28 protein-coding genes and 1 pseudogene are annotated in these 22,938 nt (G+C 56.3%); 15 read left to right on the top strand and 14 right to left on the bottom strand.

What is annotated here, in order from left to right:
- Positions 1 to 63 precede the first annotated feature (63 nt).
- From ACR0EN_RS00145 to ACR0EN_RS00135, 3 genes are read right to left on the bottom strand one after another with little or no spacing between them, the layout of a single operon-like run.
- Positions 64 to 678 carry a hypothetical protein gene (locus tag ACR0EN_RS00145; RefSeq protein ID WP_170510826.1) on the bottom strand — a complete coding sequence of 205 codons (615 nt, stop codon included), beginning with the start codon at positions 676 to 678 and terminating at the stop codon, positions 64 to 66.
- Between the two features lie 20 nt (positions 679 to 698).
- Entirely contained in the window at positions 699 to 1,706 is a 1,008-nt protein-coding gene (locus ACR0EN_RS00140; RefSeq protein WP_170817595.1) for an alpha/beta fold hydrolase, read from the bottom strand.
- Positions 1,706 to 2,455, bottom strand: coding sequence for an alpha/beta fold hydrolase (locus tag ACR0EN_RS00135; RefSeq protein WP_170817594.1), 750 nt, complete (start codon positions 2,453 to 2,455; stop codon positions 1,706 to 1,708). Before ACR0EN_RS00135 ends, ACR0EN_RS00140 begins: the two co-directional genes overlap by 1 nt.
- Before the next feature lie 216 nt (positions 2,456 to 2,671).
- Between ACR0EN_RS00135 and thrS the strand changes: the two genes are divergently transcribed.
- The 5 genes from thrS to ACR0EN_RS00110 all read left to right on the top strand — a co-directional run bounded on the left by thrS (position 2,672) and on the right by ACR0EN_RS00110 (position 7,356).
- A complete protein-coding gene (gene thrS, locus ACR0EN_RS00130; protein WP_170421002.1) occupies positions 2,672 to 4,630 on the top strand; it encodes a threonine--tRNA ligase in 1,959 nt (652 codons plus the stop codon).
- A gap of 221 nt (positions 4,631 to 4,851) precedes the next feature.
- The gene (locus tag ACR0EN_RS00125; protein ID WP_010439128.1) at positions 4,852 to 5,154 is read left to right on the top strand and encodes a BufA1 family periplasmic bufferin-type metallophore; all 303 of its coding nucleotides are present in this window, start codon (positions 4,852 to 4,854) and stop codon (positions 5,152 to 5,154) included.
- Between the two features lie 71 nt (positions 5,155 to 5,225).
- Positions 5,226 to 6,083 carry an MNIO family bufferin maturase gene (gene bufB, locus ACR0EN_RS00120; RefSeq protein ID WP_170817593.1) on the top strand — a complete coding sequence of 286 codons (858 nt, stop codon included), beginning with the start codon at positions 5,226 to 5,228 and terminating at the stop codon, positions 6,081 to 6,083.
- A complete protein-coding gene (locus ACR0EN_RS00115) occupies positions 6,080 to 6,841 on the top strand; it encodes an HvfC/BufC family peptide modification chaperone (RefSeq protein ID WP_480584644.1) in 762 nt (253 codons plus the stop codon). Before bufB ends, ACR0EN_RS00115 begins: the two co-directional genes overlap by 4 nt.
- On the top strand, positions 6,838 to 7,356 hold the full coding sequence (locus ACR0EN_RS00110; protein ID WP_170404850.1) for a DoxX family membrane protein: 519 nt from the start codon (positions 6,838 to 6,840) through the stop codon (positions 7,354 to 7,356). The genes ACR0EN_RS00115 and ACR0EN_RS00110 overlap by 4 nt, the downstream gene beginning before the upstream one ends.
- A gap of 1 nt (position 7,357) precedes the next feature.
- Here the strand turns inward: ACR0EN_RS00110 and ACR0EN_RS00105 are convergent, their stop codons facing one another.
- Complete coding sequence (locus tag ACR0EN_RS00105; protein WP_170393641.1) at positions 7,358 to 7,726, bottom strand: hypothetical protein; 369 nt, start codon at positions 7,724 to 7,726, stop codon at positions 7,358 to 7,360.
- Positions 7,727 to 7,768: 42 nt separating this feature from the next.
- On the bottom strand, positions 7,769 to 8,086 hold the full coding sequence (locus ACR0EN_RS00100) for an arsenate reductase family protein (RefSeq protein WP_480584641.1): 318 nt from the start codon (positions 8,084 to 8,086) through the stop codon (positions 7,769 to 7,771).
- 214 nt (positions 8,087 to 8,300) lie between these two features.
- Here ACR0EN_RS00100 and ACR0EN_RS00095 point away from each other — a divergent pair, with 214 nt between their 5' ends.
- The gene (locus tag ACR0EN_RS00095; RefSeq protein ID WP_008758035.1) at positions 8,301 to 8,507 is read left to right on the top strand and encodes a cold-shock protein; all 207 of its coding nucleotides are present in this window, start codon (positions 8,301 to 8,303) and stop codon (positions 8,505 to 8,507) included.
- A gap of 117 nt (positions 8,508 to 8,624) precedes the next feature.
- On the opposite strand, the gene thyX is transcribed toward ACR0EN_RS00095, so the two are convergent.
- A complete protein-coding gene (gene thyX, locus ACR0EN_RS00090) occupies positions 8,625 to 9,536 on the bottom strand; it encodes an FAD-dependent thymidylate synthase (protein WP_480584638.1) in 912 nt (303 codons plus the stop codon).
- A 177-nt stretch (positions 9,537 to 9,713) separates the two neighbouring features.
- On the opposite strand from thyX, the gene ACR0EN_RS00085 reads away from it, so the two are divergent.
- From ACR0EN_RS00085 to ACR0EN_RS00075, 3 genes are read left to right on the top strand one after another with little or no spacing between them, the layout of a single operon-like run.
- Positions 9,714 to 10,142, top strand: coding sequence for a VOC family protein (locus ACR0EN_RS00085; RefSeq protein WP_170393645.1), 429 nt, complete (start codon positions 9,714 to 9,716; stop codon positions 10,140 to 10,142).
- Positions 10,139 to 10,843: a DUF1194 domain-containing protein gene (locus ACR0EN_RS00080; RefSeq protein ID WP_480584635.1), complete on the top strand. Its 705-nt coding sequence runs from the start codon at positions 10,139 to 10,141 to the stop codon at positions 10,841 to 10,843. The genes ACR0EN_RS00085 and ACR0EN_RS00080 overlap by 4 nt, the downstream gene beginning before the upstream one ends.
- Positions 10,840 to 11,610, top strand: coding sequence for a DUF1194 domain-containing protein (locus ACR0EN_RS00075; protein ID WP_170817586.1), 771 nt, complete (start codon positions 10,840 to 10,842; stop codon positions 11,608 to 11,610). Before ACR0EN_RS00080 ends, ACR0EN_RS00075 begins: the two co-directional genes overlap by 4 nt.
- On the opposite strand, the gene ACR0EN_RS00070 is transcribed toward ACR0EN_RS00075, so the two are convergent.
- From ACR0EN_RS00070 to ACR0EN_RS00060, 3 genes are all read right to left on the bottom strand, one after another.
- Positions 11,557 to 12,054 (bottom strand): MarR family winged helix-turn-helix transcriptional regulator, encoded by a 498-nt coding sequence (locus ACR0EN_RS00070; protein ID WP_170393651.1) that lies wholly within the window; start codon positions 12,052 to 12,054, stop codon positions 11,557 to 11,559. The genes ACR0EN_RS00075 and ACR0EN_RS00070 overlap by 54 nt on opposite strands.
- Positions 12,055 to 12,131: 77 nt before the next feature.
- Entirely contained in the window at positions 12,132 to 12,389 is a 258-nt protein-coding gene (locus ACR0EN_RS00065; RefSeq protein WP_170393653.1) for a succinate dehydrogenase assembly factor 2, read from the bottom strand.
- A complete protein-coding gene (locus ACR0EN_RS00060; protein WP_170393655.1) occupies positions 12,386 to 12,778 on the bottom strand; it encodes a helix-turn-helix domain-containing protein in 393 nt (130 codons plus the stop codon). The genes ACR0EN_RS00065 and ACR0EN_RS00060 overlap by 4 nt, the downstream gene beginning before the upstream one ends.
- Positions 12,779 to 12,870: 92 nt before the next feature.
- Between ACR0EN_RS00060 and ACR0EN_RS00055 the strand changes: the two genes are divergently transcribed.
- Positions 12,871 to 14,073: a pyridoxal phosphate-dependent aminotransferase gene (locus ACR0EN_RS00055; protein WP_480584631.1), complete on the top strand. Its 1,203-nt coding sequence runs from the start codon at positions 12,871 to 12,873 to the stop codon at positions 14,071 to 14,073.
- Positions 14,074 to 14,087: 14 nt separating this feature from the next.
- Positions 14,088 to 14,489 (top strand): hypothetical protein, encoded by a 402-nt coding sequence (locus ACR0EN_RS00050; protein ID WP_170404825.1) that lies wholly within the window; start codon positions 14,088 to 14,090, stop codon positions 14,487 to 14,489.
- Positions 14,490 to 14,493: 4 nt separating this feature from the next.
- Here the strand turns inward: ACR0EN_RS00050 and ACR0EN_RS00045 are convergent, their stop codons facing one another.
- From ACR0EN_RS00045 to ACR0EN_RS00035, 3 genes are all read right to left on the bottom strand, one after another.
- Positions 14,494 to 15,858, bottom strand: coding sequence for an MATE family efflux transporter (locus ACR0EN_RS00045; RefSeq protein ID WP_170645810.1), 1,365 nt, complete (start codon positions 15,856 to 15,858; stop codon positions 14,494 to 14,496).
- A gap of 129 nt (positions 15,859 to 15,987) precedes the next feature.
- On the bottom strand, positions 15,988 to 16,917 hold the full coding sequence (gene ppk2, locus ACR0EN_RS00040; protein WP_170404818.1) for a polyphosphate kinase 2: 930 nt from the start codon (positions 16,915 to 16,917) through the stop codon (positions 15,988 to 15,990).
- Between the two features lie 167 nt (positions 16,918 to 17,084).
- A complete protein-coding gene (locus ACR0EN_RS00035) occupies positions 17,085 to 17,693 on the bottom strand; it encodes a carboxymuconolactone decarboxylase family protein (protein ID WP_480584628.1) in 609 nt (202 codons plus the stop codon).
- Positions 17,694 to 17,984: 291 nt separating this feature from the next.
- On the opposite strand from ACR0EN_RS00035, the gene ACR0EN_RS00030 reads away from it, so the two are divergent.
- The 4 genes from ACR0EN_RS00030 to ACR0EN_RS00015 all read left to right on the top strand — a co-directional run bounded on the left by ACR0EN_RS00030 (position 17,985) and on the right by ACR0EN_RS00015 (position 21,901).
- Positions 17,985 to 18,434 carry an NYN domain-containing protein gene (locus ACR0EN_RS00030; RefSeq protein WP_480584625.1) on the top strand — a complete coding sequence of 150 codons (450 nt, stop codon included), beginning with the start codon at positions 17,985 to 17,987 and terminating at the stop codon, positions 18,432 to 18,434.
- 150 nt (positions 18,435 to 18,584) lie between these two features.
- Complete coding sequence (gene parE, locus ACR0EN_RS00025) at positions 18,585 to 20,543, top strand: DNA topoisomerase IV subunit B (protein ID WP_170817581.1); 1,959 nt, start codon at positions 18,585 to 18,587, stop codon at positions 20,541 to 20,543.
- A gap of 194 nt (positions 20,544 to 20,737) precedes the next feature.
- Positions 20,738 to 21,298, top strand: a complete 561-nt coding sequence (locus ACR0EN_RS00020; RefSeq protein WP_170817577.1) for a hypothetical protein — start codon at positions 20,738 to 20,740, stop codon at positions 21,296 to 21,298.
- A gap of 321 nt (positions 21,299 to 21,619) precedes the next feature.
- Positions 21,620 to 21,901, top strand: a complete 282-nt coding sequence (locus ACR0EN_RS00015) for a hypothetical protein (RefSeq protein WP_170420982.1) — start codon at positions 21,620 to 21,622, stop codon at positions 21,899 to 21,901.
- Between the two features lie 59 nt (positions 21,902 to 21,960).
- On the opposite strand, the gene ACR0EN_RS00010 is transcribed toward ACR0EN_RS00015, so the two are convergent.
- Positions 21,961 to 22,731 (bottom strand): alpha/beta fold hydrolase, encoded by a 771-nt coding sequence (locus tag ACR0EN_RS00010; protein WP_170817576.1) that lies wholly within the window; start codon positions 22,729 to 22,731, stop codon positions 21,961 to 21,963.
- 58 nt (positions 22,732 to 22,789) lie between these two features.
- A pseudogene (locus ACR0EN_RS00005) lies at positions 22,790 to 22,938 on the bottom strand (iron-containing alcohol dehydrogenase); the annotation flags it as partial.

Raw genomic sequence — 22,938 nt, 5'->3', positions numbered from 1 at the left:
TCCGCTCGTTGTTATTGTTTTGTTACAGGATGAGAGGTTTGCCAACAGCGGGCAAGCAAAACTTCACGGATAGCTGATCGCCCGAAACGGTGGGAAATCCGCATAGCGTTCCTGCCTTTGGCCCAGCGGTTCATCTGGCTCAGCCCCGGCCCGCAACAAGCAGCCGCGCGGGGCGATATAGCTGTCGATCCGCCGTACAGGCTTGGGCCGCCAAACCAGATTGAACGCGCTTAATTTGGGAAAAAACCAAATCTCGGAATAATCCAGATGGTCATGCATCCACCACGCCAGATCGCGCCAATCGCGCCCCTGCGCATAGCGGTCTGCAAACCACGGAATTACCACCGACGCCCCTGCTACACGTGCGTCACCTTCGCCCCAATCCCAAATGTGGCACTCCAACGGGTTGTCATTGCGGGCACAGTTCAACCTGTTCTCGTTCCCGAACCGGTTCAGAGATCGCGAGCGATAGCCCGAGCGCACCGCGATACGACCAAAGGTTTCTTCCAGCGGATCCAGCAGGGTCTCGCAAAACGCGCGCCCGGTCTCGATCGCAAGATCAGGGTTGTCGGGAATATTTTGCAATGCGTGAAAGTTCCCGATCTCGGAATATAGGAAATCACGCATGAAAAAATGCCGGGATAGTCGCACGCGACCCAACGTCTCAAGGCTCCACATACTGCCCGGTCTACGCATATTCAGCCACCGCTTTGCCTCTGAATCCCCTGCTCTGACAGCCACTCCAATATGCCCGCGACCGCCGCGTCGGTCTGACCCGGTGACATCAGACGCCCCGCGACCACGTGTGAGGCCGGATCATCCCCGGGCCCCATTGTCACCAATGAAACCATCGCCTGACCACCCCAGGTCTTGGCCACCTCATGCATTTTTTCCGGACGCACCACCTGATCATCATCAGAAAACCAGAACAGCGCCGGAACCCGCGCGCCCGAGAAGTCCAGCGCATTGACCGCATCTACAAGGGCAAACATCGGCACGACCGCCTCCCACGGATAAACAGTTGTCCAAAAGATGTTCTTCTCGGGATCAGTGCTTGAGACATCCCGGTCCTGTCCCATCAATGGCGGCAGCCAATGCCGGGCCCACGGCAAGGATGGCACCCAGGAACCAGCCGAGTTTACGCCAAAGTTCGGCGATACCAAAACCAACGCAGCCACATCAGTGCTCAGTTCCGTATCCATCGCAGCCGCGGCGGCCAATGTCGCCCCCGTTGATGTTGCGATCACAATGACTTGCTCACCAACAGCCCTGGCGGCAGCCAACGCCTCGGCTGTATCCTGCATCCAGCCCGACGCTGTACCTTCGGCCATTGCGTCCCCATCGCGGCCATGCCCTTGAAGCCTTGTGTAGACAAGGTTGGCACCCAACGCGTCCGCAACGCGATCAGGTACTGGCCTGATCTCCTCGGACGTGGCGGAAAACCCATGAATGTAGAGCACCGCAAAAGCTGTCCGCTGTTCGACAAAACCATCTTGCCAGACCACGCGCTTTTCAACACCTGGCACGATGTCATCATAGGCGGATTCGATGCTTTCAAAGTAAACCTGAACGCCCTCGCCAAATTTGCGCGGATCGAAACGCGGATGCAGGTCCACTGGCTCGCGCGGGCCAAAGGCGTAGATCAACACACCAACCAGCGTCAAACCCACCAGCACCCGCCCCAAAACCCAGCCCAGGCGACGCATCAGGTGCCTTCCAGGACTTCTCGCAGAGCCTGCTCAATCAACCCGAGGCATCGCTCATCCGAGAACCTGTGATCCGCATCTTTGACCAGCAGCAGTTGCATGTCCGGACCAGTGGCATGATCCAGCAGGCGCACTGCCGTATCGGTCGAGACGGCCGTATCTGCTGTCCCCTGCAGGAGACGCACAGGGAAAGGCAGATCAAGCGAAGCGCGCAAAACCAACCGCTGCCGCCCATCCTCAATCATCCGCTTGGTGATGACGTAGGGCTCCATGTAGTCCGATGGCAGTTCTACATGTCCAACCGTCTCTAGTTCAGATTTTTGCTGGTCCGAAAACGACGCCCAATACCCGTCCTCGGTAAAATCTGGGGCCGCCGCAATTGTCACCATACCTGCGATCCGTTCGGGCATGACACGCGCCAGCAACAGCGCTTGCCACCCGCCCATCGACGATCCCACAACAACCAGCGGACCATCAGTTAACCGAGAAACTGCGGCCAGCGTATCCTCGTGCCAGTCCCCGATACACCCGTCAGTAAAGGCGCCCGAGCTTTCACCGTGCCCCGAATAGTCAAACCGAAGGAACCCCTGCCCGCGCGCGCGAGCCCACGCTTCCAGGTGCAGCGCCTTGGTGCCCTCCATATCTGATTTCAAGCCACCTAGAAAAACGATGGTCGGCCCGCGCCCATCACTCTTGTGATACGCCAGACGTCGTCCCTGCGCGGTTTCCAGAAATTCTGCCTCTGCCATGCTACCCTCATTGCTTGTCAGCCCATCATGCATGTCACGCACCTCTCTGCAATTGCCCGATCCTTCTTCATCTGGCTAAAAATACCTCGGGGAGTGCGAGGGGCTGGCCCCTCGCTCCTGCCCTTGACACCTGTGTCCCCACCTGCCACATGAGCCGAGCATACATAACCCGCAACCGGGCGTTCAGTGGGCGCCAAACCGACGAGGAGAGCCGATATGGCCCTGGACTCACAGTCAGTCTCCCTTACTTTTCCCGATGGCAATTCCCGATCCTATGAAGCAGGCGTTACGCCCGCACAGGTCGCCGCCGACATCTCGACCTCGCTGGCGAAAAAAGCCATTTCTGCCACGGTGAATGGACAGCATTGGGACCTGCAATGGCCAATCGAAGCCGACGCGCAAATCGCTATTCACACCATGAAGGACGAGGCGCAAGCCAATGAGCTGATCCGACACGATCTGGCGCATGTCATGGCCCGCGCCGTGCAAGAGATTTGGCCCGCAACCAAGGTCACCATTGGCCCCGTCATCGAAAACGGCTGGTACTATGACTTTGACCGTGAGGAACCGTTTACGCCCGAAGATCTCGGCCTCATCGAGAAAAAGATGAAAGAGATCATCAACAAGCGTGACCCGGTGACCACCGAGGTCTGGGATCGCGATCGCGCGATCGAGTTCTACAAGGCCAATAATGAGCCCTATAAAGTTGAGCTGATCGAATCCATCCCGGGTGATGAACCACTGCGCATGTATTGGCACGGTCACTGGCAGGATCTCTGCCGTGGCCCGCACTTGCAGCACACCGGTCAACTGCCAGGCGACGCGTTCAAGCTGATGTCAATCGCCGGGGCTTATTGGCGCGGCGACAGCGACCGCGCAATGCTACAGCGCATCTACGGCGTGGCCTTCACCGGCAAGGAAAAGCTTAAGGCTCATCTGCACATGTTGGAAGAAGCCGCCAAGCGCGACCACCGCAAGCTGGGTCGCGAGATGGATTTGTTCCACATGCAGGAAGAGGCCCCAGGGCAGATTTTCTGGCACCCTAATGGCTGGACCATCTACACTCTTCTGCAAGATTACATGCGTCGGCAACAGCGCAAAGGTGGCTATGTTGAGGTCAACACCCCTCAGGTCGTCGACCGCAAGCTGTGGGTAGCCTCGGGTCATTGGGACAAATACCAAGAGAACATGTTCATCGTCGAAGTGGACGAGGAACATGCACGGGAAAAGGCGGTCAACGCCCTGAAACCGATGAACTGCCCCTGCCACGTGCAGATTTTCAATCAGGGTCTCAAATCCTACCGCGACCTTCCTCTGCGCATGGCCGAGTTCGGATCGTGTAACCGGTACGAACCTTCGGGCGCGCTGCACGGCATCATGCGCGTGCGTGGCTTTACCCAGGATGATGGCCATATCTTCTGCACCGAAGACCAGATCGAATCCGAAACCGCTGAGTTCATTCGGTTCCTGTCCGGGATCTACAAAGACCTCGGGTTTGAGAACTTCTCGGTCAAATTCTCGGATCGGCCGGAAAAACGCTCAGGATCGGACGAGGTCTGGGACAAGGCTGAAGCCGCCCTGCTCAGCGCAACCCGCGCGGCTGGGATCGAGCCGGAACTCAACCCGGGTGAAGGGGCATTCTACGGCCCGAAACTCGAGTTTGTTCTGACCGATGCGATCGGGCGGGATTGGCAATGCGGCACGCATCAGGTGGACTTTGTTCTGCCCGAGCGACTGGACGCCACGTATATCGGCGCTGATGGTGGCAAACACCGCCCAGTTATGTTGCACCGCGCGACCTTGGGCTCGTTTGAACGTTTCATCGGCATTCTGATCGAAGAACACGCGGGCAAGCTGCCGTTCTGGCTGGCCCCGCGCCAGGTCGTTGTGGCCTCGATCACCTCCGAGGCCGATGAGTATGTGGCCGAAGTGGTCAGCACCCTTCGCGCGGCAGGCATCCGCGCCGAGGCGGATATTCGCAACGAGAAGATCAACTATAAAGTCCGCGAACATTCGGTCGGCAAAGTGCCGATCATTCTGGCCGTTGGTCACCGTGAAGTCGAAGATCGCACGGTCAGTGTCCGTCGCCTTGGCGAAAAACAGACGCAGGTCCAATCGCTTGAGGCTGTAACAAATGAGTTGAGCGTGGCTGCAACGCCCCCCGATCTGCTGTAACATTCGGCAGCAAACCGCTAGAAATCCGGCCCGGTATTTTGGGCCGGATTGAAACAAATATCATTTTTCAATTCAAAAACAATTTGTTAACGTTCAAGGGTGCATGACGACCTTTGACGGGGTTGTGAGACACGGGCTCGTGAATTCAACTGCTGCCCCTGAACCATTACCTTGTCGTTGTCACAAGCAGACATACGCAGTCATTAACAAGGATTACCAAGATGTCGAACACCGCAAAAACACTGGTTATCGCAAGCGCAGTTGCTGCAGCTGTTTCCGGCGCGGCCACAACCGCAACTGCTCAGGCCAAAGAAAAGTGCTATGGCGTTTCTCTGGCAGGTCAGAACGACTGTGCAGCCGGCCCCGGCACAACTTGCGCGGGCACTTCGACCGTCGACTATCAGGGCAACGCATGGACCCTGGTTGACGCAGGCACTTGCGCCGACATCGAGCTGCCTAAAACAGCGGACGGTGCAGATCGCAAAGGTTCGCTTGAGCCGCTGGAGCGTGACCTGCCTGCATAAGGCTTTTCCGAATGAACCAGAAAGGGCGGGCAGGATCGCCCGCCCTTTCCACGTGATCAGGGGATTTGCAAATGTTGGACAATGCGCTCAGATCGAACCGGCTGCCTGCAGCACCGGGCGTTGGTTACAAACCACAGCATTTCTCGCAGATTCTTGAACAGGCCAAGCCTGTGGCGTGGCTAGAGATTCATGCCGAAAACTATATGGGCGATGGTGGCAGACCTCTGGCACAACTGCGTCACCTGTCCGAACAATTCCCCATTTCAGTGCATGGTGTCGGGCTGTCGATCGGCGGCGAAACGCCACTTGACCCAGATCACCTGGACCGCCTGAAGCATCTTGTCGGCTGGTTGAACCCGGCCAGCTTTTCGGAGCATTTGGCCTGGTCGACCCATGACAGCCACTTCCTGAACGATCTACTTCCTCTGCCCTATACTGATGCCACTCTCGACCGTGTTTGCGACCATATCGATCAGGTGCAAGAGGTGGTCGGGCGGCAAATGCTGTTAGAGAACCCCTCAAGCTATTTGGCTTTCGAGGAAAGCACATGGTCCGAACCTGATTTCTTGCGAGAAATCACCCGGCGCACCGGATGTGGGTTGCTGCTGGACGTGAACAACGTCTTTGTTTCAGCCACCAATCTGGATTTCTCACCGCAGGGCTATATTGATGCCTACCCGTTGGACCAAGTAGGTGAGATTCACCTGGGCGGTCATGACGAAGACGAAGACGATCATGGGCATCCTTTGCTGATCGACAGCCACGGGCGCGAGGTCGTTGATCCGGTCTGGTCCCTGCTGGACTACGTTCTGGACAAATCCGGCCCCAAACCCCTGTTGATTGAATGGGACACCGATGTGCCAGACTGGCCGGTGTTACGGGCCGAAGCCGAGCGCGCGCAAAAAGCGCTGGATCGCGTGCCCGCATGAGCGTGTCGCAAACGACATTCCACATGGCACTGCTAGATGCCAACAAGCCCATTCCCGATGGGTTGCTGGACGCCGAGGCGCAGCCGGCCGGTCGTCGCTTCAGCGTCTATCGCAACAACGTCGCCGTCTCACTGACCGAGGCGATGCGTCAGGCCTTCCCGGTCATCACAAAACTGTTGGGACCGCAGAATATGGACGGGCTGGCTGGAATATTCTTACGCCAGCACCCGCCCTCCTCACCCCTGATGATGTTTTATGGCGAGGAATTCCCTAAATTTCTGGAAGGAATGGAGCAGTTGTCGCATCTGGGCTACCTGCCGGATGTTGCCCGTCTGGAACTGGCGCTGCGTAGGGCTTACCACGCCGCTGATCGACAACCCATAGATACCGAAGTGCTCAGCTTGCCACCGGAAGATTTGATGCAAGCCAAACTGACCCTCGCGCCGTCGGTGCAGGTGTTGCGTTCAAGCTGGCCCGTACATGCGATCTGGCTATATAACACCGAAGAAGGCGCGCCGAAACCTGAGGCGGGCGCTCAGGATACTTTGATCATGCGTCCCGAATACGACCCTGCCCCACACCCATTGCCACCCGGTGGTGCGGCATGGATCGCGCTGATTCAAGATGGCAAATCCATCGGTGAGGCATTTGAATCCACCATGGCCGAAACACCCGAATTTGATCTTGGAACCACTCTGGCACTGCTTTTGCAGGGCGGTGCAATAACTTCTGTGACTATCGAAAGGCTGGACACATGACTGCCCTGATCTCAACTTACAATAATGCGATGGAAAAAGCGGATCACGCGTCCGGTTGGCTGACACCAACCCTGGCTCGGGTGGTCTTTATCGCCGTGTTGTTCGTCTACTACTGGAACTCGGCCACGCTGAAAATCGACGGCTCAATCTTTTCGCCATCGGCCGGAGCCTTCGGCCAGATCTTTCCCAAAGCTGCAGAGGCGGTGCTGTATGATGTGACTCAGATGACCTTTTTCCAGCGGGTCGTCATCTTCTTTGGCACAGTGGCCGAATTTGTCCTGCCTGTGCTTTTGCTGGTCGGCCTGCTGACGCGCCTTGCCGCGCTTGGCATGATCGGATTTGTCTGGGTTCAAACACTGACCGATGTCACCGGACATGGCGTCAAACTAGGTAGCTTATTCGACAACGCAATTACGTTGATGGATCAGCGCGTGATGTGGACATTCCTGCTGCTGGTGATTGTGATCAACGGCGCGGGTCCGCTGTCTCTGGATCGATTATTACGCCTGAAGTGACCTAGAAATGTGCCTTGGGCTCGTCCGGTTTTCCTGCGGCGAGCCCAAGCAACCCTGCTACGCCTGCAAAGGCAATCGGGAACATGGTGAAAACACCGAAGCCAAAGGCGTAGTACATCCCAGCGGCAGAAATCAGCAGCAAAATGCCTGCAATCAGAGCCCGCGAATGGGCCATCGCCCCGCCAACGATTGCCAACAAAGGCGCCACGATCGAAGCCGTCTGGATCAACTCGGGGTTCTCTACCTGCTCGGCAATGCCTTCGATCTCACCAAACTGGTCGATCAGTTCCACAAAGCCGTAGCCAAAAAAACCGACGATCATCCCGATCAGCCCGGCAATGACGCCTAAAATCATGGCAGCGTTTCGCATTCACAGGTCTCCGCTTGTTGCCCGTGTCACATAAGCAGTTCTTCAGGCAACACCAAGGGCCTGACGGGTTTCAGGCGTCCAGCCCAGATACATCTGACCATCGGATACTATCAATGGGCGTTTCATCAGGGTCGGATGATCAGCCAACAGCGCGAGCACCGGTCGATTGCGTGTGTCATCATCCAATCCCCGCCAGGTTGTTGATCGCGTATTGAGCAAGGCTTTGCCGAAAGTCTCGTACGCCTCGGACAGCACATTTTCGGGAACCCCTTGCGCGCGCACATCAACAAGAACCGCATCTGGAAGCAGTTTCAATGCCTTACGGCACGTATCGCAAGTTTTTAACCCATATAGCTGCATTATCTAACTAATCCTGTAATCGCTGCAAATTTAGACAAACCCATCAGGCTGCCCCAGTTATTCTTGATTTTTTACTTCACCGTGTAATGTTGAAAAAGGCGAAACACGCGACCCGGGCTGTATCGTGAGGGCGAACAGTGACGTGTGGCGGTTTTGCCAGCCAAGGCCCCCACCAATTTGTGGGACAACTTGTAAGTAGAAGGAGACACGGGAAATGCCAACCGGCACCGTGAAATGGTTTAATACAACCAAAGGCTATGGTTTTATTGCGCCCGACGAAGGGGGCAAAGATGTGTTTGTTCATATCTCGGCCGTAGAACGATCCGGTCTGACCGGACTCGCTGACAATCAGAAAGTCTCGTACGAGTTGCAGGACGGACGTGACGGCCGCCAAATGGCTGCTGATTTGAAGCCGCTGTAAGGCACAGCCCGCCCCGGCGGGAAAGATAAAAGAAGGTTGACGGCCAATTTCAGGCCGTTAACCGCAAAAACCCTAGTGAACGCGCCCACCTTGGGACGTGCGCGGTTTTCTTTTGATTCAACCCTCTCGGATAACAGCCTCAAACTCACGCCATTCCCGTGCGGTCATGCCTGAGTTTTCTTGAGTGACATCTTCACCGCTGAGCATCCGACGCAAGCAGGTCACCATCTGCGCCGAGAGGTTGACTGCGCCAAGGCGGTAGTCCTCAAACGCGCGGTAGGCAAACGGTACCCAGTCGGCGACAATCTTGCACATGGTATCTGCGTAAACGCGGATTTCGTACTGCGCGTGCGGGTCGGCACGCAGACGCAAGAAGTGGAACAAGTTGTGCAAGTCCACCTTCCAATACCATTGCGTATAAATGTTGGCTGGAAGGTTCATCCGCGCCAGTTCACGCGCAAGCCCTTGCTGGCCGTCCTGACCGATCATCGCCTCGTAGTTGTCATAGCAGCGCGCACTGTCCGCTTTCAGTATCTCCAACACACGCGCGGCCTCTTCGCCTTGCAATGAGTCTCCACGGCCCTGATGGTTAACCTCGGATTGCGCGGCGACATGTTCGGGTGCCGGGATATAGAACTCTCGATCCAGTATCGAATACCGCGCCGAATATTCGTTCACATTCGCCGTGCGGTGGCGGATCCACTGGCGGGCTACGAATACGGGCAGTTTGACGTGCAACTTGATCTCGCACATTTCAAACGGGGTCGAATGCCAGTGGCGCATCAGATAGCGGATCAGACCTTCATCATTTTGCACCGACTTGGTGCCTTTGCCGTAGGAAACACGCGCGGCCTGACAGATCGCAGCATCGTCGCCCATATAGTCGATAACGCGGACAAACCCGTGATCCAGAACCTGATGTGCCGTGTACAGATGATCTTCCATACCTTCGGCAACGACGCGGTGGGTCGGGCTCGACTGTGCGCGCTGAGCTTCGATCTCGGCCAGTTGGTCGGCAGACAGAGGCATGAAATTATCCTTTCCAGCAATGAGTCGCCGACCACTATATATCGGCAAGCTTGCCATCGGAACCGCGATATGTGCGGCGCATTGCGCTAAATCGGAATTGTGTCCGGCCAGCCCCTCGACATGGGATGAAGGCGCGCTAAGGTGCTTGGCATCACAACCAATGCAAGGAAAGTCGCGATGGGGCTGACATATCTCCACACCATGGTCCGCGTGAAGGATCTTGAGAAATCCATAGCGTTTTATGAACTATTGGGCCTGAAGGAAACGCGTCGTTATGAAAGCGAGGCTGCGCGGTTCACACTGGTATTCCTCGCCCCACCGGGACAAGAGGACGCGCCCATTGAACTTACATACAACTGGGATGGCGACGACGCACTGCCAAGCGACAGCCGCCATTTCGGGCACCTCGCCTATGGCGTCGACAACATTTACGAGACCTGCCAGCATCTTCAGGACAATGGCGTCGTGATCAACCGCCCGCCACGCGACGGGCGTATGGCGTTCGTTCGCTCGCCCGACAATGTCTCGATCGAGTTGCTGCAAAATGGTGAAGCGTTAGCCCCGGCAGAGCCTTGGTCTAGCATGGAAAGCACCGGCCACTGGTGATCCGCTGGCTGGGAGCACTGGGGCTGGCTGTCACGGGCAGCCCCCTTTGGGCCGAGACCTGCCGCCTGGCGCTGGCGCTGGCCATGGACATCTCGACCTCGGTGGACGCGACCGAGGATGCGCTGCAACGACAGGGGCTGGCCAACGCATTGATTGCGCCCGAGGTGCAGGAGGCTTTCTTCCTTTCACCTCAACCGGTTGCATTAGCCGTCTATGAATGGTCCGGCAGTTTCAACCAGACATTGCTTTTGGATTGGACGATAATCGATACTCGGGCCAATTTGATCTCCGCCGCGCATCGGATCGGGACATCGAAGCGATCGGAAGACGAGTTCCCGACTGCGATGGGTCACGCACTGGCTTTTGGGGCGACCCTGATGGAGAGCGCCCCGAATTGTCTGTTCCAAACCATTGATATCTCGGGCGATGGCAAGAATAACGATGGCTACGGGCCACAGATCGCCTACAAGCACTTTCCATTCGAAAACACGACCGTGAATGGTCTGGTGATCAATGCAGCTGATTTCGAAGGAGAAATCGACTTGATCCCGTTCTTTCAGAAAAGTGTACTACACGGACCCGGTGCTTTTCTTGAGATCGCCGCCGGGTTCGAAGATTTTGAGCGTGCCATGCGTCGCAAACTGGAACGGGAATTGAAAGGGTTGGAACTTAGTGCGTTGCAACCGGATAATGCGAAATGATCCGCCTGTGTGCGACACTTCTTTGCCTGCTGGCCAACCCGCTTTCAGCGCAATGTCGACAGGCTTTGGCGTTGGGAATTGATGTCTCTGGTTCGGTCGACAGTCGTGAGTACAGGTTGCAACTTAGTGGCCTTGCGGCGGCGTTGCGCCATCCCGAGGTGGTTCAACTGATCCTTTCAAACCCGTCTACCTTTATACGGATCGCTATCTATGAATGGAGCGAACCTGGCCACCAACGCCTCTTGCTTGGTTGGACAGATGTTCGCTCGACTGCTGATCTGCGTCGAATTCAGCAACATTTAGAAAGCACAACACGCTCATCAGCGCCGCAGGGAACGGCGGTCGGGTCGGCCATGTTGTACGGTGCTGAGATGTTGGAGAGCCAAAGCGATTGCTGGCGGCGAACACTGGATCTGTCCGGTGATGGTAAACACAATCTCGGACATCACCCGCGGGACATAAAAGCCGCTTTGCAAAACACTGATATTACAATCAATGCCCTTGTAATCGGTATCGACGACCCCAATCCAGGAGACACCCGCCAGGTAGAGATTGGGGAGCTATCCGCCTATTACCACGCGTGGGTCATCCGAGGCCCCGATGCTTTCGTCGAAGTCGCCCTTGGCTTCGAAGCCTATGAAGATGCGATGACACGTAAACTGATCCGTGAGCTTGAGGGTCTGTCGCTCTCCCAAACTCAGCCATCAAAGCTATCAGTAGATATACCGAATCTGATCGGTCCAATATCGTTCGACACGACGCAGTGAACCGGTAATCTCTTCAATCCCATCGGTCCCGATCACGCCGCGGTTTTGCAGCCCTTCTGCATGGCGTGCGAACAGGTCTGACACGATGTCACGAATCTCACGCCCGCGCGGGGTCAGGCGTACCCGTACCGAGCGGCGGTCGATCTCGCATCGCTGATGGTGCATATAGCCCATCTCGACCAGTTTCTTAAGATTGTAGCTGACATTGCTGCCTTGATAGTAACCACGGCTCTTCAACTCTCCGGCGGTTACTTCATGGTCGCCTATGTTGAACAACAGCAGGGCCTGCACCGCGTTGATCTCAAGTACGCCGACACGCTCGAATTCATCCTTGATGACGTCCAGAAGCAAGCGATGCAGACGCTCGACCAGCGCCAACGCCTCAAGATAGCTCGTCATGAACCCCTTGGTCCCGGGCGCGGTGACCTGTAACTCCATACTCATTCAATCCTCCGATTCATCGCGCTGTTTCTGAAAACATGACGCGAATTCCCGAAAAATCGGTTAAGCCTGATGATTGCTTATTTTTGAAAGGTTTGCGCGATATCCGCGATCAATTCGGCCAGCGGTTCCGGCGGGCTGGCCTGACCAGTGACCCATTGATAAAGGTCCTGATCATTTTCATGCAGCAAGGCATCGTATGTGTCCAATCCCGCCTCGTCCATCGAAGACAGATTGCGATCGGCATATGCCGTCAGGATCAAATCCATCTCTTTGATGCCCCGCCGCATCGAACGCATTTTCATGCGCTTGATCCGGGTCTCGCGCGGCTCGGTCATTGATTGCGTTCCAATTTCAGACGCAGCGCTTTTTCGACGCGGGCCAGACGCTCGGAGTTGGCTCGCATCTCACCTCGGATCGTGCGGAGCTCTGCAACAAGATCGCGCAATTCCGAGTCCGTATCGCCATGCAGGCTTGTTTCGTCCATGCCGTCGCCCTCGCCCGTCAGAAGCCACATGATCGAGACATTCAGTAGCCCCGCCATCATCGACAGCTTGTTCGCGCGGGGTTCCGACAAATCATCTTCCCACGAAGTGATCGTGGCTTTTTTGACACCAAGCCTGCGGGCCAATTGGGTCTGCGTCATGCCTGCGGCTTCGCGTGCGCCAGCAACGCGATCCCCGAAGGTTGCGGTGTCCGGTCCGAACCAGTCTGTTTCGTCGTTCATCGGGGTCTCCAAAGGGTAAAACTCAATTGGCTTGATCGTTATTTCGGCGCACCCTATGACAGTCGGGCTGAACATACAAACCGAGGCCGACCATGAGTTTCCTGTCTGCGACACTGTCACGCGTAAAACCCTCGCCCACCATCGCGATGACGTCCAAAGCAGCCGAGCTGAAGGCCGCCGGGCGCGATGTGATCGGGCTGAGCGCAGGCGAGCCCGATTTCGACACGCCGCAGAACATCAAGGACGCCGCCGTGGCCGCCATTGCTGCGGGCAAGACCAAATACACTGCTCCGGACGGCATCCCCGAGCTGAAACAGGCGGTTTGCGCCAAGATGAAGCGTGACCACGGATTGGACTATACGCCCGCTCAGGTCTCGGTCGGGACCGGGGGTAAGCAGACGCTTTACAACGCGCTGATGGCTACGCTGAACGAGGGCGATGAGGTCCTCATCCCCGCGCCCTATTGGGTCAGCTACCCGGACATGGTGTTGCTGGCCGGTGGCACACCAGTGATCGTCGAAACTTCGCTGCAGACCAATTTCAAACTGACAGCGGATCAACTGGAAGCCGCAATCACACCTAAAACGAAATGGTTCATCTTCAACTCACCCTCGAATCCCACCGGGGCGGGCTATAGCCGTTCTGAACTAAAAGAACTGACTGATGTCCTGATGCGACATCCGCATGTCTGGGTGATGACCGATGATATGTATGAGCACCTGGCCTATGACGGGTTCGAGTTCTGCACGCCCGCACAGGTGGAACCGAGACTTTATGATCGGACGCTGACCTGCAATGGCGTCTCCAAAGCCTATGCCATGACCGGTTGGCGTATTGGCTATGCGGCAGGCCCGGTCGAGTTGATCGCCGCGATGCGCAAGGTGCAATCTCAATCAACTTCGAATCCCAGTTCGGTCAGCCAATGGGCAGCAGTCGAGGCTCTGAATGGAACTCAAGCATTCCTTGCGCCGAATAATGAGATATTCAAACGCCGTCGCGATCTGGTCGTCGACATGCTCAGCCAAATCAACGGTATCTCGTGCCCGACACCCGAAGGCGCGTTCTACGTCTATCCATCAATTGCAGGCTTGATCGGGAAAACCACACCCGCGGGCACTGTGATAGATTCGGACGAAACCTTCGCAATCGCCCTGCTGGAAGAGGCCGACGTGGCGGTTGTGTTTGGCGCAGCTTTTGGTCTGTCCCCCAATTTCCGCGTCAGCTATGCGACCTCTGATGAAGCCCTGACTGAAGCCTGCACACGCATCCAACGTTTTTGCGCCGCGCTCACCTGATACCGGAGTTTTTTATGTCCACAGCCCTGCCTGAATACTATTTCCGCGTGCGCGAAAATGGGGCAGCGGTGTTCAGGATCGACACGGAAAATCGCCATCGCCGGATCGAGATGGAACAGATCGCGGTCATCAACATCCGCAATGGCGAGGTCAAACCGCAGGGCCAGCGTGTACTAAGCGACGCCGACAACGATGAAATCGCGCGCTGGATGGAAGAGCGCAAAGCCCTGCTATCCCGCCGCGATATGGATGATATACACCGTGCGGTTGACTACCTGAATCTGACCACGCAATGGGCTCAGTCTAAAGCAACGGATGCGCAATTAGAGGACGTGACCGACCCATTGCTGATGGCAATGCACGACTTGCGGTCGGTACTTGTTCGAAAGAAATCCGACCGGATGAGCAAAGAATGATCCCCTAGGCGGGAACTTCTCCTACATCGCGCACCGACCTTAGCCAGAAGCGCGCCATCAACAATACGGCAGCACAAGCGAGGCCAATCACGAGGCCAAGCCAGACTCCGATCCCCTCCATACCTCGAACAAAGCCGAAATAGTACGAAGCGGGGATACCGATCACCCAATAGCTGAGTGCGGCCATCACCATCGGTATTTTTGCATCCTGCAAACCTCGCAACAGGCCTAGTGCGATGACCTGCGCCCCATCGACCAGCTGGAACAACGCAGCCATCGCCAGCAGGCCAGTGCCGATTAGCAGGATCTGTGGCCGCTGCGGATCATCGGCCTCCATAAACAGCGAGATCAGGGGCTCAGCGCATGTCAGGAATAGAACAATCGTCAAGACCGACACGATCAACGACATCCCGGTCACCGTAATCGCGCCTTTCTCAAGATGCGCCCGATCCCGTCGACCCAACGCGTTGCCCGCCCGAATAGTCGCCACATTAGACAGGCCCAAATGAACCATGAACGTCGCTGAGGCGAGGTTCAACGCAATCCCGTGAGCTGCCAGCGGCACTGGACCCAACCAGCCCATCATGACAGCAGAGATCGCGAATAACGACACCTCCGCCAGTGTCGTCAGACCGATGGGAACGCCCAAACGCAGCACGCTCATGAACATCTCCCAATCCGGGCGCCAAAACCGCTGAAACAAGCTGTGTTCCGGCAACGCACGCACCGCATAGATCACGACCGCCACCAATGATACGATCTGCGTCACCACTGACGCGATAGCCGCACCAATCACCCCAAGTTCGGGCGCGCCCCAGTTTCCGAAGATCAGCGCATAGTTGGTCACGCCATTGACCACAGCTGCAACAATCGTGATCCACAGCACAATCTGCGTCCGCTCAAGCGCGGCCAAATAGGACTTCAGGACCATCACCAACAGCGCCGGGAACAAGCCCCACCCCGCGACCCGCAGGTATACTGACGCAGTTTCAGCAACTTGCGGCTCTTGCTTCAAAGCAATCAGGATCGGATGGGACCACCACAAAAGAGGCATCATCACCGTCGCATAGATCAGTGATAGCCACAGACCCATGCGAGTGGAGCGACGAATGCTGGTCTCATTCTCCTCGGCGGCAGCGGTCGCCACCATCGGCATTACAGCCCACCCAAACCCGGCACCAAACAGGAACAGGACGAAATAATAGCTGTTGGCCAGCGTCACGGCAGCCAACGCCTCGACACCGTACCAGCCCAGCATGACTGTATCGGTCAAACCAATCGCATACTGTGCCAGATGCCCGCCAATCAACGGCAGGCCCAGCACCGCGATTGCGCGCAAATGGCCGGGATATGTCATCACCTTGTTCATTCCGCCAGCCTTAGGCTTGCGCGCTGCCCGAGACAAGAGCGGAACAAACTTATTTCATAATGAGACTAACGAGAACAAAGCGACGCAAGCCATCACCTTTGGTGCAACTGCTTTACAGTTTATCGATTTTCAGCCGATCTTCGCGTCAGGATGCAGCGCTGTCCCCAGAATATGGTCCGAGTTATGAATTACGTGATGCGCCTGCCCAACTATCAACGGATCAGGCTCACCAACGATCCTGAGGTCTTTGTCCGGGTAGTCCAGCGTCGACAGGAAATGCCGCATGCAGTTCAGACGCGCGCGTTTCTTGTCGTTGGATTTGACAATCGTCCAGGGCGCATCAGCGGTGTCGGTGTAGAAGAACATCGCCTCTTTCGCCTCGGTATAGTCATCCCATTTGCTCAGGCTAGCCTTGTCAATCGGTGACAGTTTCCATTGCTTCAACGGATCAGTTTCACGACTCCCAAAGCGCCGCTGCTGCTCTTCCTGCGTGACCGAGAACCAGTACTTATAAAGTTGAATGCCCGAACGCACCAGCATCCGCTCCAACTCGGGCGTCTGCCGCATGAATTCCAGATACTCATTGGGTGAGCAGAAGCCCATCACCCGCTCGACGCCCGCACGGTTGTACCAGGACCGATCATAAAACACCATCTCGCCCACGGTGGGCAGCTGCTGCACATAACGCTGGTAATACCACTGCCCCTTCTCCTCATCCGTCGGCTTGTTCAATGCGACCACACGCGCCTGACGCGGGTTCAGATGCTCCATGAACCGCTTGATGGTCCCACCCTTGCCGGCGGCGTCGCGGCCCTCGAACAACAGCACAAACCGCTGCCCGGTCTCCTGCGCCCACAATTGAACCTTCAGCAACTCTGCCTGCAGCTCGGCCTTTTGCGCCTCGTAATCCTTGCGTGCCATCTTGCGGCCATAGGGGTACTTGCCGCTCTCAAAAGCTTGCCGGATTTTCTCGGATGTTGGTGCCGAGGCATCCGCCTTCAGGTCAGTTACAGCTTTGATCTGAGATGATTTTTGTTTGATCTGGGGTGCCGCATCCATACATGTTCTCCTCGGTTTCACTGTCGAGGAGATGCTTAGCCGATTGTCACACGGCGCGCTTTGATTGGTGTCAAATTGACATAGGTTTTATCGGGGCGTCAAAGAACAGGCCTATGCCCGTTCTTTACATGACCCCAAAATACATAGGGAAGCGGCCAGCCCCGCACTTACCGATGTCCCCAATCATCAGGATTGTCCGAGTTGTTCGGCGACAAGCCCAAAACGTCTCCGTCAGTCGAACACCCCAACCCCAAAACGGTTCTGTTCGCATAGGAGAAATACGAACACACCTGATTGATCTCCAGAATCTCGCCATCTTCCCACCCCGCCTCTCGCAGAGCGATCACGTCCGCCTCAGTCAGATCGCCGGGTGCCTCGGTCAGCTTGCGCGCATATCTCATCGCTTCGACCTGTGCCGCGTCCAGCGGGGCCGAGGCCGGATCATGCGCCTCAATCGCCGCACGGATCGCATTGCCGCGCGCCTCATCATGCAGCAACCGCTGCAATCCGGAAAAGTGATGTACTACGCAGTATCCACACTTGTTCAGAGAGCTGACCCACACGCCCAGCACCTCAAGAAACCACTTCGGTATCTTGTTGCCCGAGTGATGCAGCACGGCCTTATACATCGCCATATGGCCTTCCATCGAATGCGGCCGCAGGCTGTGCGCCATCATGATATTGTCCACATTGTTGTCCGGCCCGGTGACCCGGTCATAAAGCCTCCTCAGCTTTCCCGTCGCCTCTTCGAATGGAATGGTTCTGATCCAGCTCAATTCTTCTGCTCCCTAATTTCTGCTTCCGGAACAAAGCCTAAACGGGATTTCGAAACATGACGAGACCTTGGAAAGCTCGCGGTTTAATATCAATCTGTTTTGCATCACTGATATATGCTGGGCAGCCACCCCTACTGTCTGCTACGTCCCTATTGAAACAACTTTCTGACCAAAGACTTTTCAACTGTGTGCCCTCTCATCTGTATTTTTGCCCTGTCTTGTTTTGGCTCTGCTATAGCTATGTTCAATCCAGCGTTCTCAGATTGGTTATTGCTGACAGGACCGTGCGCATTGGCAAGTTTGCTGCTGCTGTTCGGAAAAAGGCTACGCCGGCTCAAAACTTCAAAAAACTGGGCTGTCGTCGATGGATCAAATGTTTTGCACTGGAAAGGCGGTGTTCCTAATATCGCCACAGTGCGCGAGGTTGTCGACGAGTTGAAGACAAAGGGGCGGACACCGGGCGTCGTCTTTGATGCCAATGTAGGATACAAAATCTCAGATCGCTATATGAACGACAGTTCCCTTGCGGCTTTGCTTGGGTTGCCATGCAGCCACGTGATGGTTGCGCCGAAGGGTACTCCTGCCGACCCGCTAGTCCTTCAGGTAGCGCGGGATCTCGGCGCTGCTATCGTCACAAATGACCGGTTCCGTGATTGGGATGACGAATATTCGGATGTGCTTGAGAAAAGTTCTCTTGTTCGAGGTGGCTTTAAAGACAAAACTCTCTGGCTGTCATTGTAGTCTGTCATTGTAAACGCGCTGCAATACAGCGCTGAAATTCGCTCCGGTTCCGGTGACCCCGACAAACCGGATACAACACCTCGCGTCCCTCTTCCCCCGGACCACATCACCTGCCATAATGGGGGAAACTCAAAAACAAGAGCAGCACCCATGCCCGACGATCTGTTGACGCCAGAAGCGACTAATACCTATGACGCCTCCTCGATCGAGGTGCTCGAAGGGCTGGAACCCGTTCGCAAACGCCCCGGCATGTATATCGGCGGCACCGATGAACGGGCGCTGCACCACATGGTGGCCGAAATCCTAGACAACTCGATGGACGAAGCGGTCGCAGGCCATGCCAACCGGATCGAGGTGGAACTGCACGCAGATTACGCTCTGACCGTGCGCGACAACGGGCGCGGTATTCCGATCGATCCGCACCCCAAGTTTCCCGACAAGTCCGCGCTAGAGGTGATCCTGTGTACCCTGCACGCGGGCGGCAAGTTCTCGGGCAAGGCGTATCAGACTTCGGGCGGTCTGCACGGTGTGGGTGCATCGGTGGTGAATGCCCTGTCGGATTCGATGGTCGTGCAGGTGGCACGCGACAAGCAGCTGTTCGAACAACGGTTCTCGCGTGGTATCCCTCTAGGACCGGTGGAAAAAGTAGGCGCAGCGCCCAACCGGCGCGGTACAACCGTCACGTTCCACGCCGACGCCGACATCTTCGGCCACCACAAGTTCAAACCCGCGCGCCTATTCAAATCCATCCGTTCAAAGGCCTACCTGTTCTCTGGCGTGGAAATCCGCTGGAAATCCGCCATCGACGACGGTGAAACCCCGACCGAGGCGACCTTTCACTTCCCCGGCGGTCTTTCGGATTACCTGAAGGAGACGATGAACGGCTCGTCGACCTATGCCGAGCAGCCCTTTGCCGGCACCGTGGACTTTAACGAGAAGTTCGGCACCCCCGGCAAAGTCGAATGGGCGATCAATTGGACACCTTCGCGCGACGGGTTCATCCAGTCCTACTGTAACACCGTCCCAACCCCCGAAGGCGGCACACATGTCGCCGGTTTCTGGGCTGCGGTCCTCAAGGGGATCAAGGCCTATGGCGAGCTGATCAACAACAAAAAGGCCGGTCAGATCACCCGCGACGACCTAATCACCGGAGGCTGTGCGCTGGTGTCGTGCTTCATCAGTGAACCGGAGTTCGTCGGCCAGACAAAAGACCGCCTCGCCACAGTCGAGGCGCAGCGGCTGGTCGAAAACTCGGTCCGCGACCATTTCGATAACTGGCTGGCGGCTGATACGAAATCCGCCGGGGCGATCCTCGACTTCCTCATCCTGAGGGCCGAAGAACGCCTGCGCCGACGGGCCGAGAAGGAAACACAACGCAAGTCCGCCACTAAGAAACTTCGTCTCCCCGGCAAGTTGGTGGACTGTAGTAGTTCAACACGGGACGGCACGGAATTATTCATCGTCGAGGGCGACTCGGCAGGTGGCTCTGCCAAAATGGGCCGCGACCGAAAGACCCAAGCCCTACTGCCGCTGCGCGGCAAAATCCTGAACGTGTTGGGCGCGGCCAGTTCGAAACTGGGCACCAATGCCGAAATCAACGACCTGACCCAAGCGCTGGGTGTTGGCCTTGGCACCAAGTTCAACGTCGACGACCTGCGCTATGACAAGGTCATCATCATGACCGACGCGGATGTGGACGGGGCGCATATCGCCTCGCTGCTGATGACGTTCTTCTTTACCCAGATGCGACCCATGATTGATGCAGGTCACCTCTACCTCGCCTGCCCGCCTCTCTATCGCCTGACCCAGGGCGCCAAACGCGTCTATTGTCTGGACGAGGCCGAGCGCGACGAATGGCTCGAAAAAGGTCTGGGCGGCAAAGGCAAGATCGACGTCTCGCGCTTCAAAGGTCTGGGTGAAATGGACGCCAAGGACCTGAAAGAGACCACCATGGACCCCGCCTCCCGCAAACTGATCCGCGTCACCATAGACGAGGACGAACCCGGCGAGACCGGCGATCTGGTCGAGCGCCTGATGGGCAAAAAACCCGAACTGCGGTTCCAGTATATCCAGGAGAACGCGCGGTTTGTTGAGGAGTTGGATGTATAGAGAAATTGCTTTGAAAAAAAATTCAGTTTCACGAAGGTTTTGCTTTTGGCCTTTTTGTAGCCGCGATGTGTTCAGCAGTTACCTTTGCTGCAGTTGTTGACTGGAAACTGAACCAAGAAACATTTGTAGATATTCTGTCGGCGATTTCCGCACTTGGTGCAGCAGCATTGACGATTCAATAGATCCGAAAGCAGATGCAACAAGAACGCGAGCTGACGATCGAACAACTGCTCAGAAAACTCAATGCAGATCGAGCGCTGTTGGGTTTTGCTTTGCATGATCTTCACGATATTTTTCTAAACGCTTCAAGACAAGCAATATACCCAAAAGCTGGTTACAATCTGGATTGGGGCAAAATTGTCAATTGTTGTGAAGCGGTCGGGAAATGCGTGGAAAACGCGGACCCTGAAAGCTCTAAAGTGCTGGCCGGTTTAATGTCAAAGGCTCAATATTTAACTGCTAGACACAAAGAGGCATTAGAAAGCGAAGCGCTTTTGTCTTCCGATGACACCTGCGATGATTTTTTCATGGACACGCTGATAGTTTCCAAATCCGAAGTAGCGGTCCAAATGCTGGAATTTGTGCTACTTTGTGCTGCAGGTTTCAATTACGCTAGGCTCAATGCTGATACATTTGAAGAGCCACAATTTGATGGTCAGGGTTTAGCCGCGTCTTTCTGCAACTATGTTTCTCACAAAGCGGAAGGCCACCCGCTTTGGCATAAAATACAATACCACTGTAATCAGCAAGCGTAGGATGGGTGCTCGCACCCATCAGATTTCCCGCGTCCTGTGGTAGGTTTAAGCCCCAATCCTACTTGATTACACCTGTCGCGTCAGCCTATACGGGCGAATTGGGTGCTTGCTTGATGCATTGCATCGAGCATTTGGTGGATAGCGCGGAACGTGTCCCCAACCCGTGGGCCATGCTTCAGCCCGGCACACCGCAACCCCCTTGCCTAACCCGTTGATCTCGTTCACACTTACCCTCAACCCGTCATCCAAGAACGACATTTGAGGTTCTGAGCGTCCAAGACCCAATTTAACCACGAACAATTTTCCGAACGGGAGGACGACATGAAAACACTAACCCTAGGGCTGGCCCTGACCCTGCTGGCCTCGGCAGCCCCCGCGCAGCAGATGCTCAGCACTGCATCCCCAATCCCAGACGGCGCCGAGACGCGGTTTTGCTACTATGACGGCATGGCCTATTCGCCAGACGCCTTCATCCTGCTGACCGGTGACAACACCGTAACCTCAACCATCAGCACGCGCGAGGAACGCTTGCTGCGGTGTCATCGCAATGACGATGGCTCTCTGGTCTGGAAACCGCAGAGCACGTTTCAAACCAACAACTGACGTAGGATGGGTTTCCAACCCATCAAAGCGGAGCGGGGACGATGGGGTAAAACCCCATCTTACCCAACATTCCGATCCAACCAGTCGGCAATCTGTTCGGCTGGGCCTTCCCAGTCCGGCTCCATGAACAGAAAATGCGCGTGGTTCTCGACGGGCAGGAAAGTCGCGCGGTCTCCATAAAGCTTCGCCAGAGCACGGCAGGTGTTGGGGTTCACGGCCCGGTCCTCGGTGCCTGAAACGATCAGCACCCGGCAGTCGACCTTGTCGATGTCCACCTTCATCGCGTGGTGATCGTCGAACATCCAGAAGAACATCTCGAACATAACCCGCCCGCTTTCGGGGCCAAGCTGGTCGAACACTTCGTGCTGCTGCGCCTCGGGCATCTTGTTAAGCGCAAAAGGGGCCATCAGTTCGAAATCGACGCGCATGGGCTGTTTCCAGAACGCCCCACCCTCCATCAACGCGCGCGGCACAGCGCGTTCGTCGTCGGTTTCCGGCAATGTGCCCCAAGCCGCGTTTGGGTTGATCAGGACAATTGCGCTGGCCACCCCCCGAGACGCCACCTTCTGCGCCACTACCCCCGCAATCGCATGGCCCAGTAGCACGGGTTCGCTATCCAACCCCTGCACGAAGTCCGAAATGTCATTGGCGTAATCTAGGACGCTTGTGTCGGTGAGGCCGGGATCGGGATCTGCCTTGGGGTCGCCACCATGGTAGCGTAGCGCGGGCGTATGCACCGTCCAGCCACGTGCACGAAAGAAGCCCGCATAATCCTCCATACACCACGGTCCGGCAAAAGCACCGTGGATCAGAACAATCTCTTTCGTCATGAAAATCTCCCTCACCTCCGACCAGTATGAGAGGTGAGGGATGGGTTCGGCAAGCCTGTTAGTGTGCTGCGTTGAAGAGCGTTGTCAGGTTTTCTTCGGTCAATTCGATTGGGTTACCTCCGCATGAGGGGTCGATGATTGCGCCTTGGACCAGTTCGGGGATGGCGGCTTTGGTGACGCCGAGGTCGGAGAGATTGCGGGGGATGG

Source organism: Ruegeria sp. AB7, from assembly GCF_056542625.1.
The sequence above is the reverse complement of the archived record's forward strand: the minus strand, read 5'-3'. Positions and strand labels throughout refer to the sequence as shown.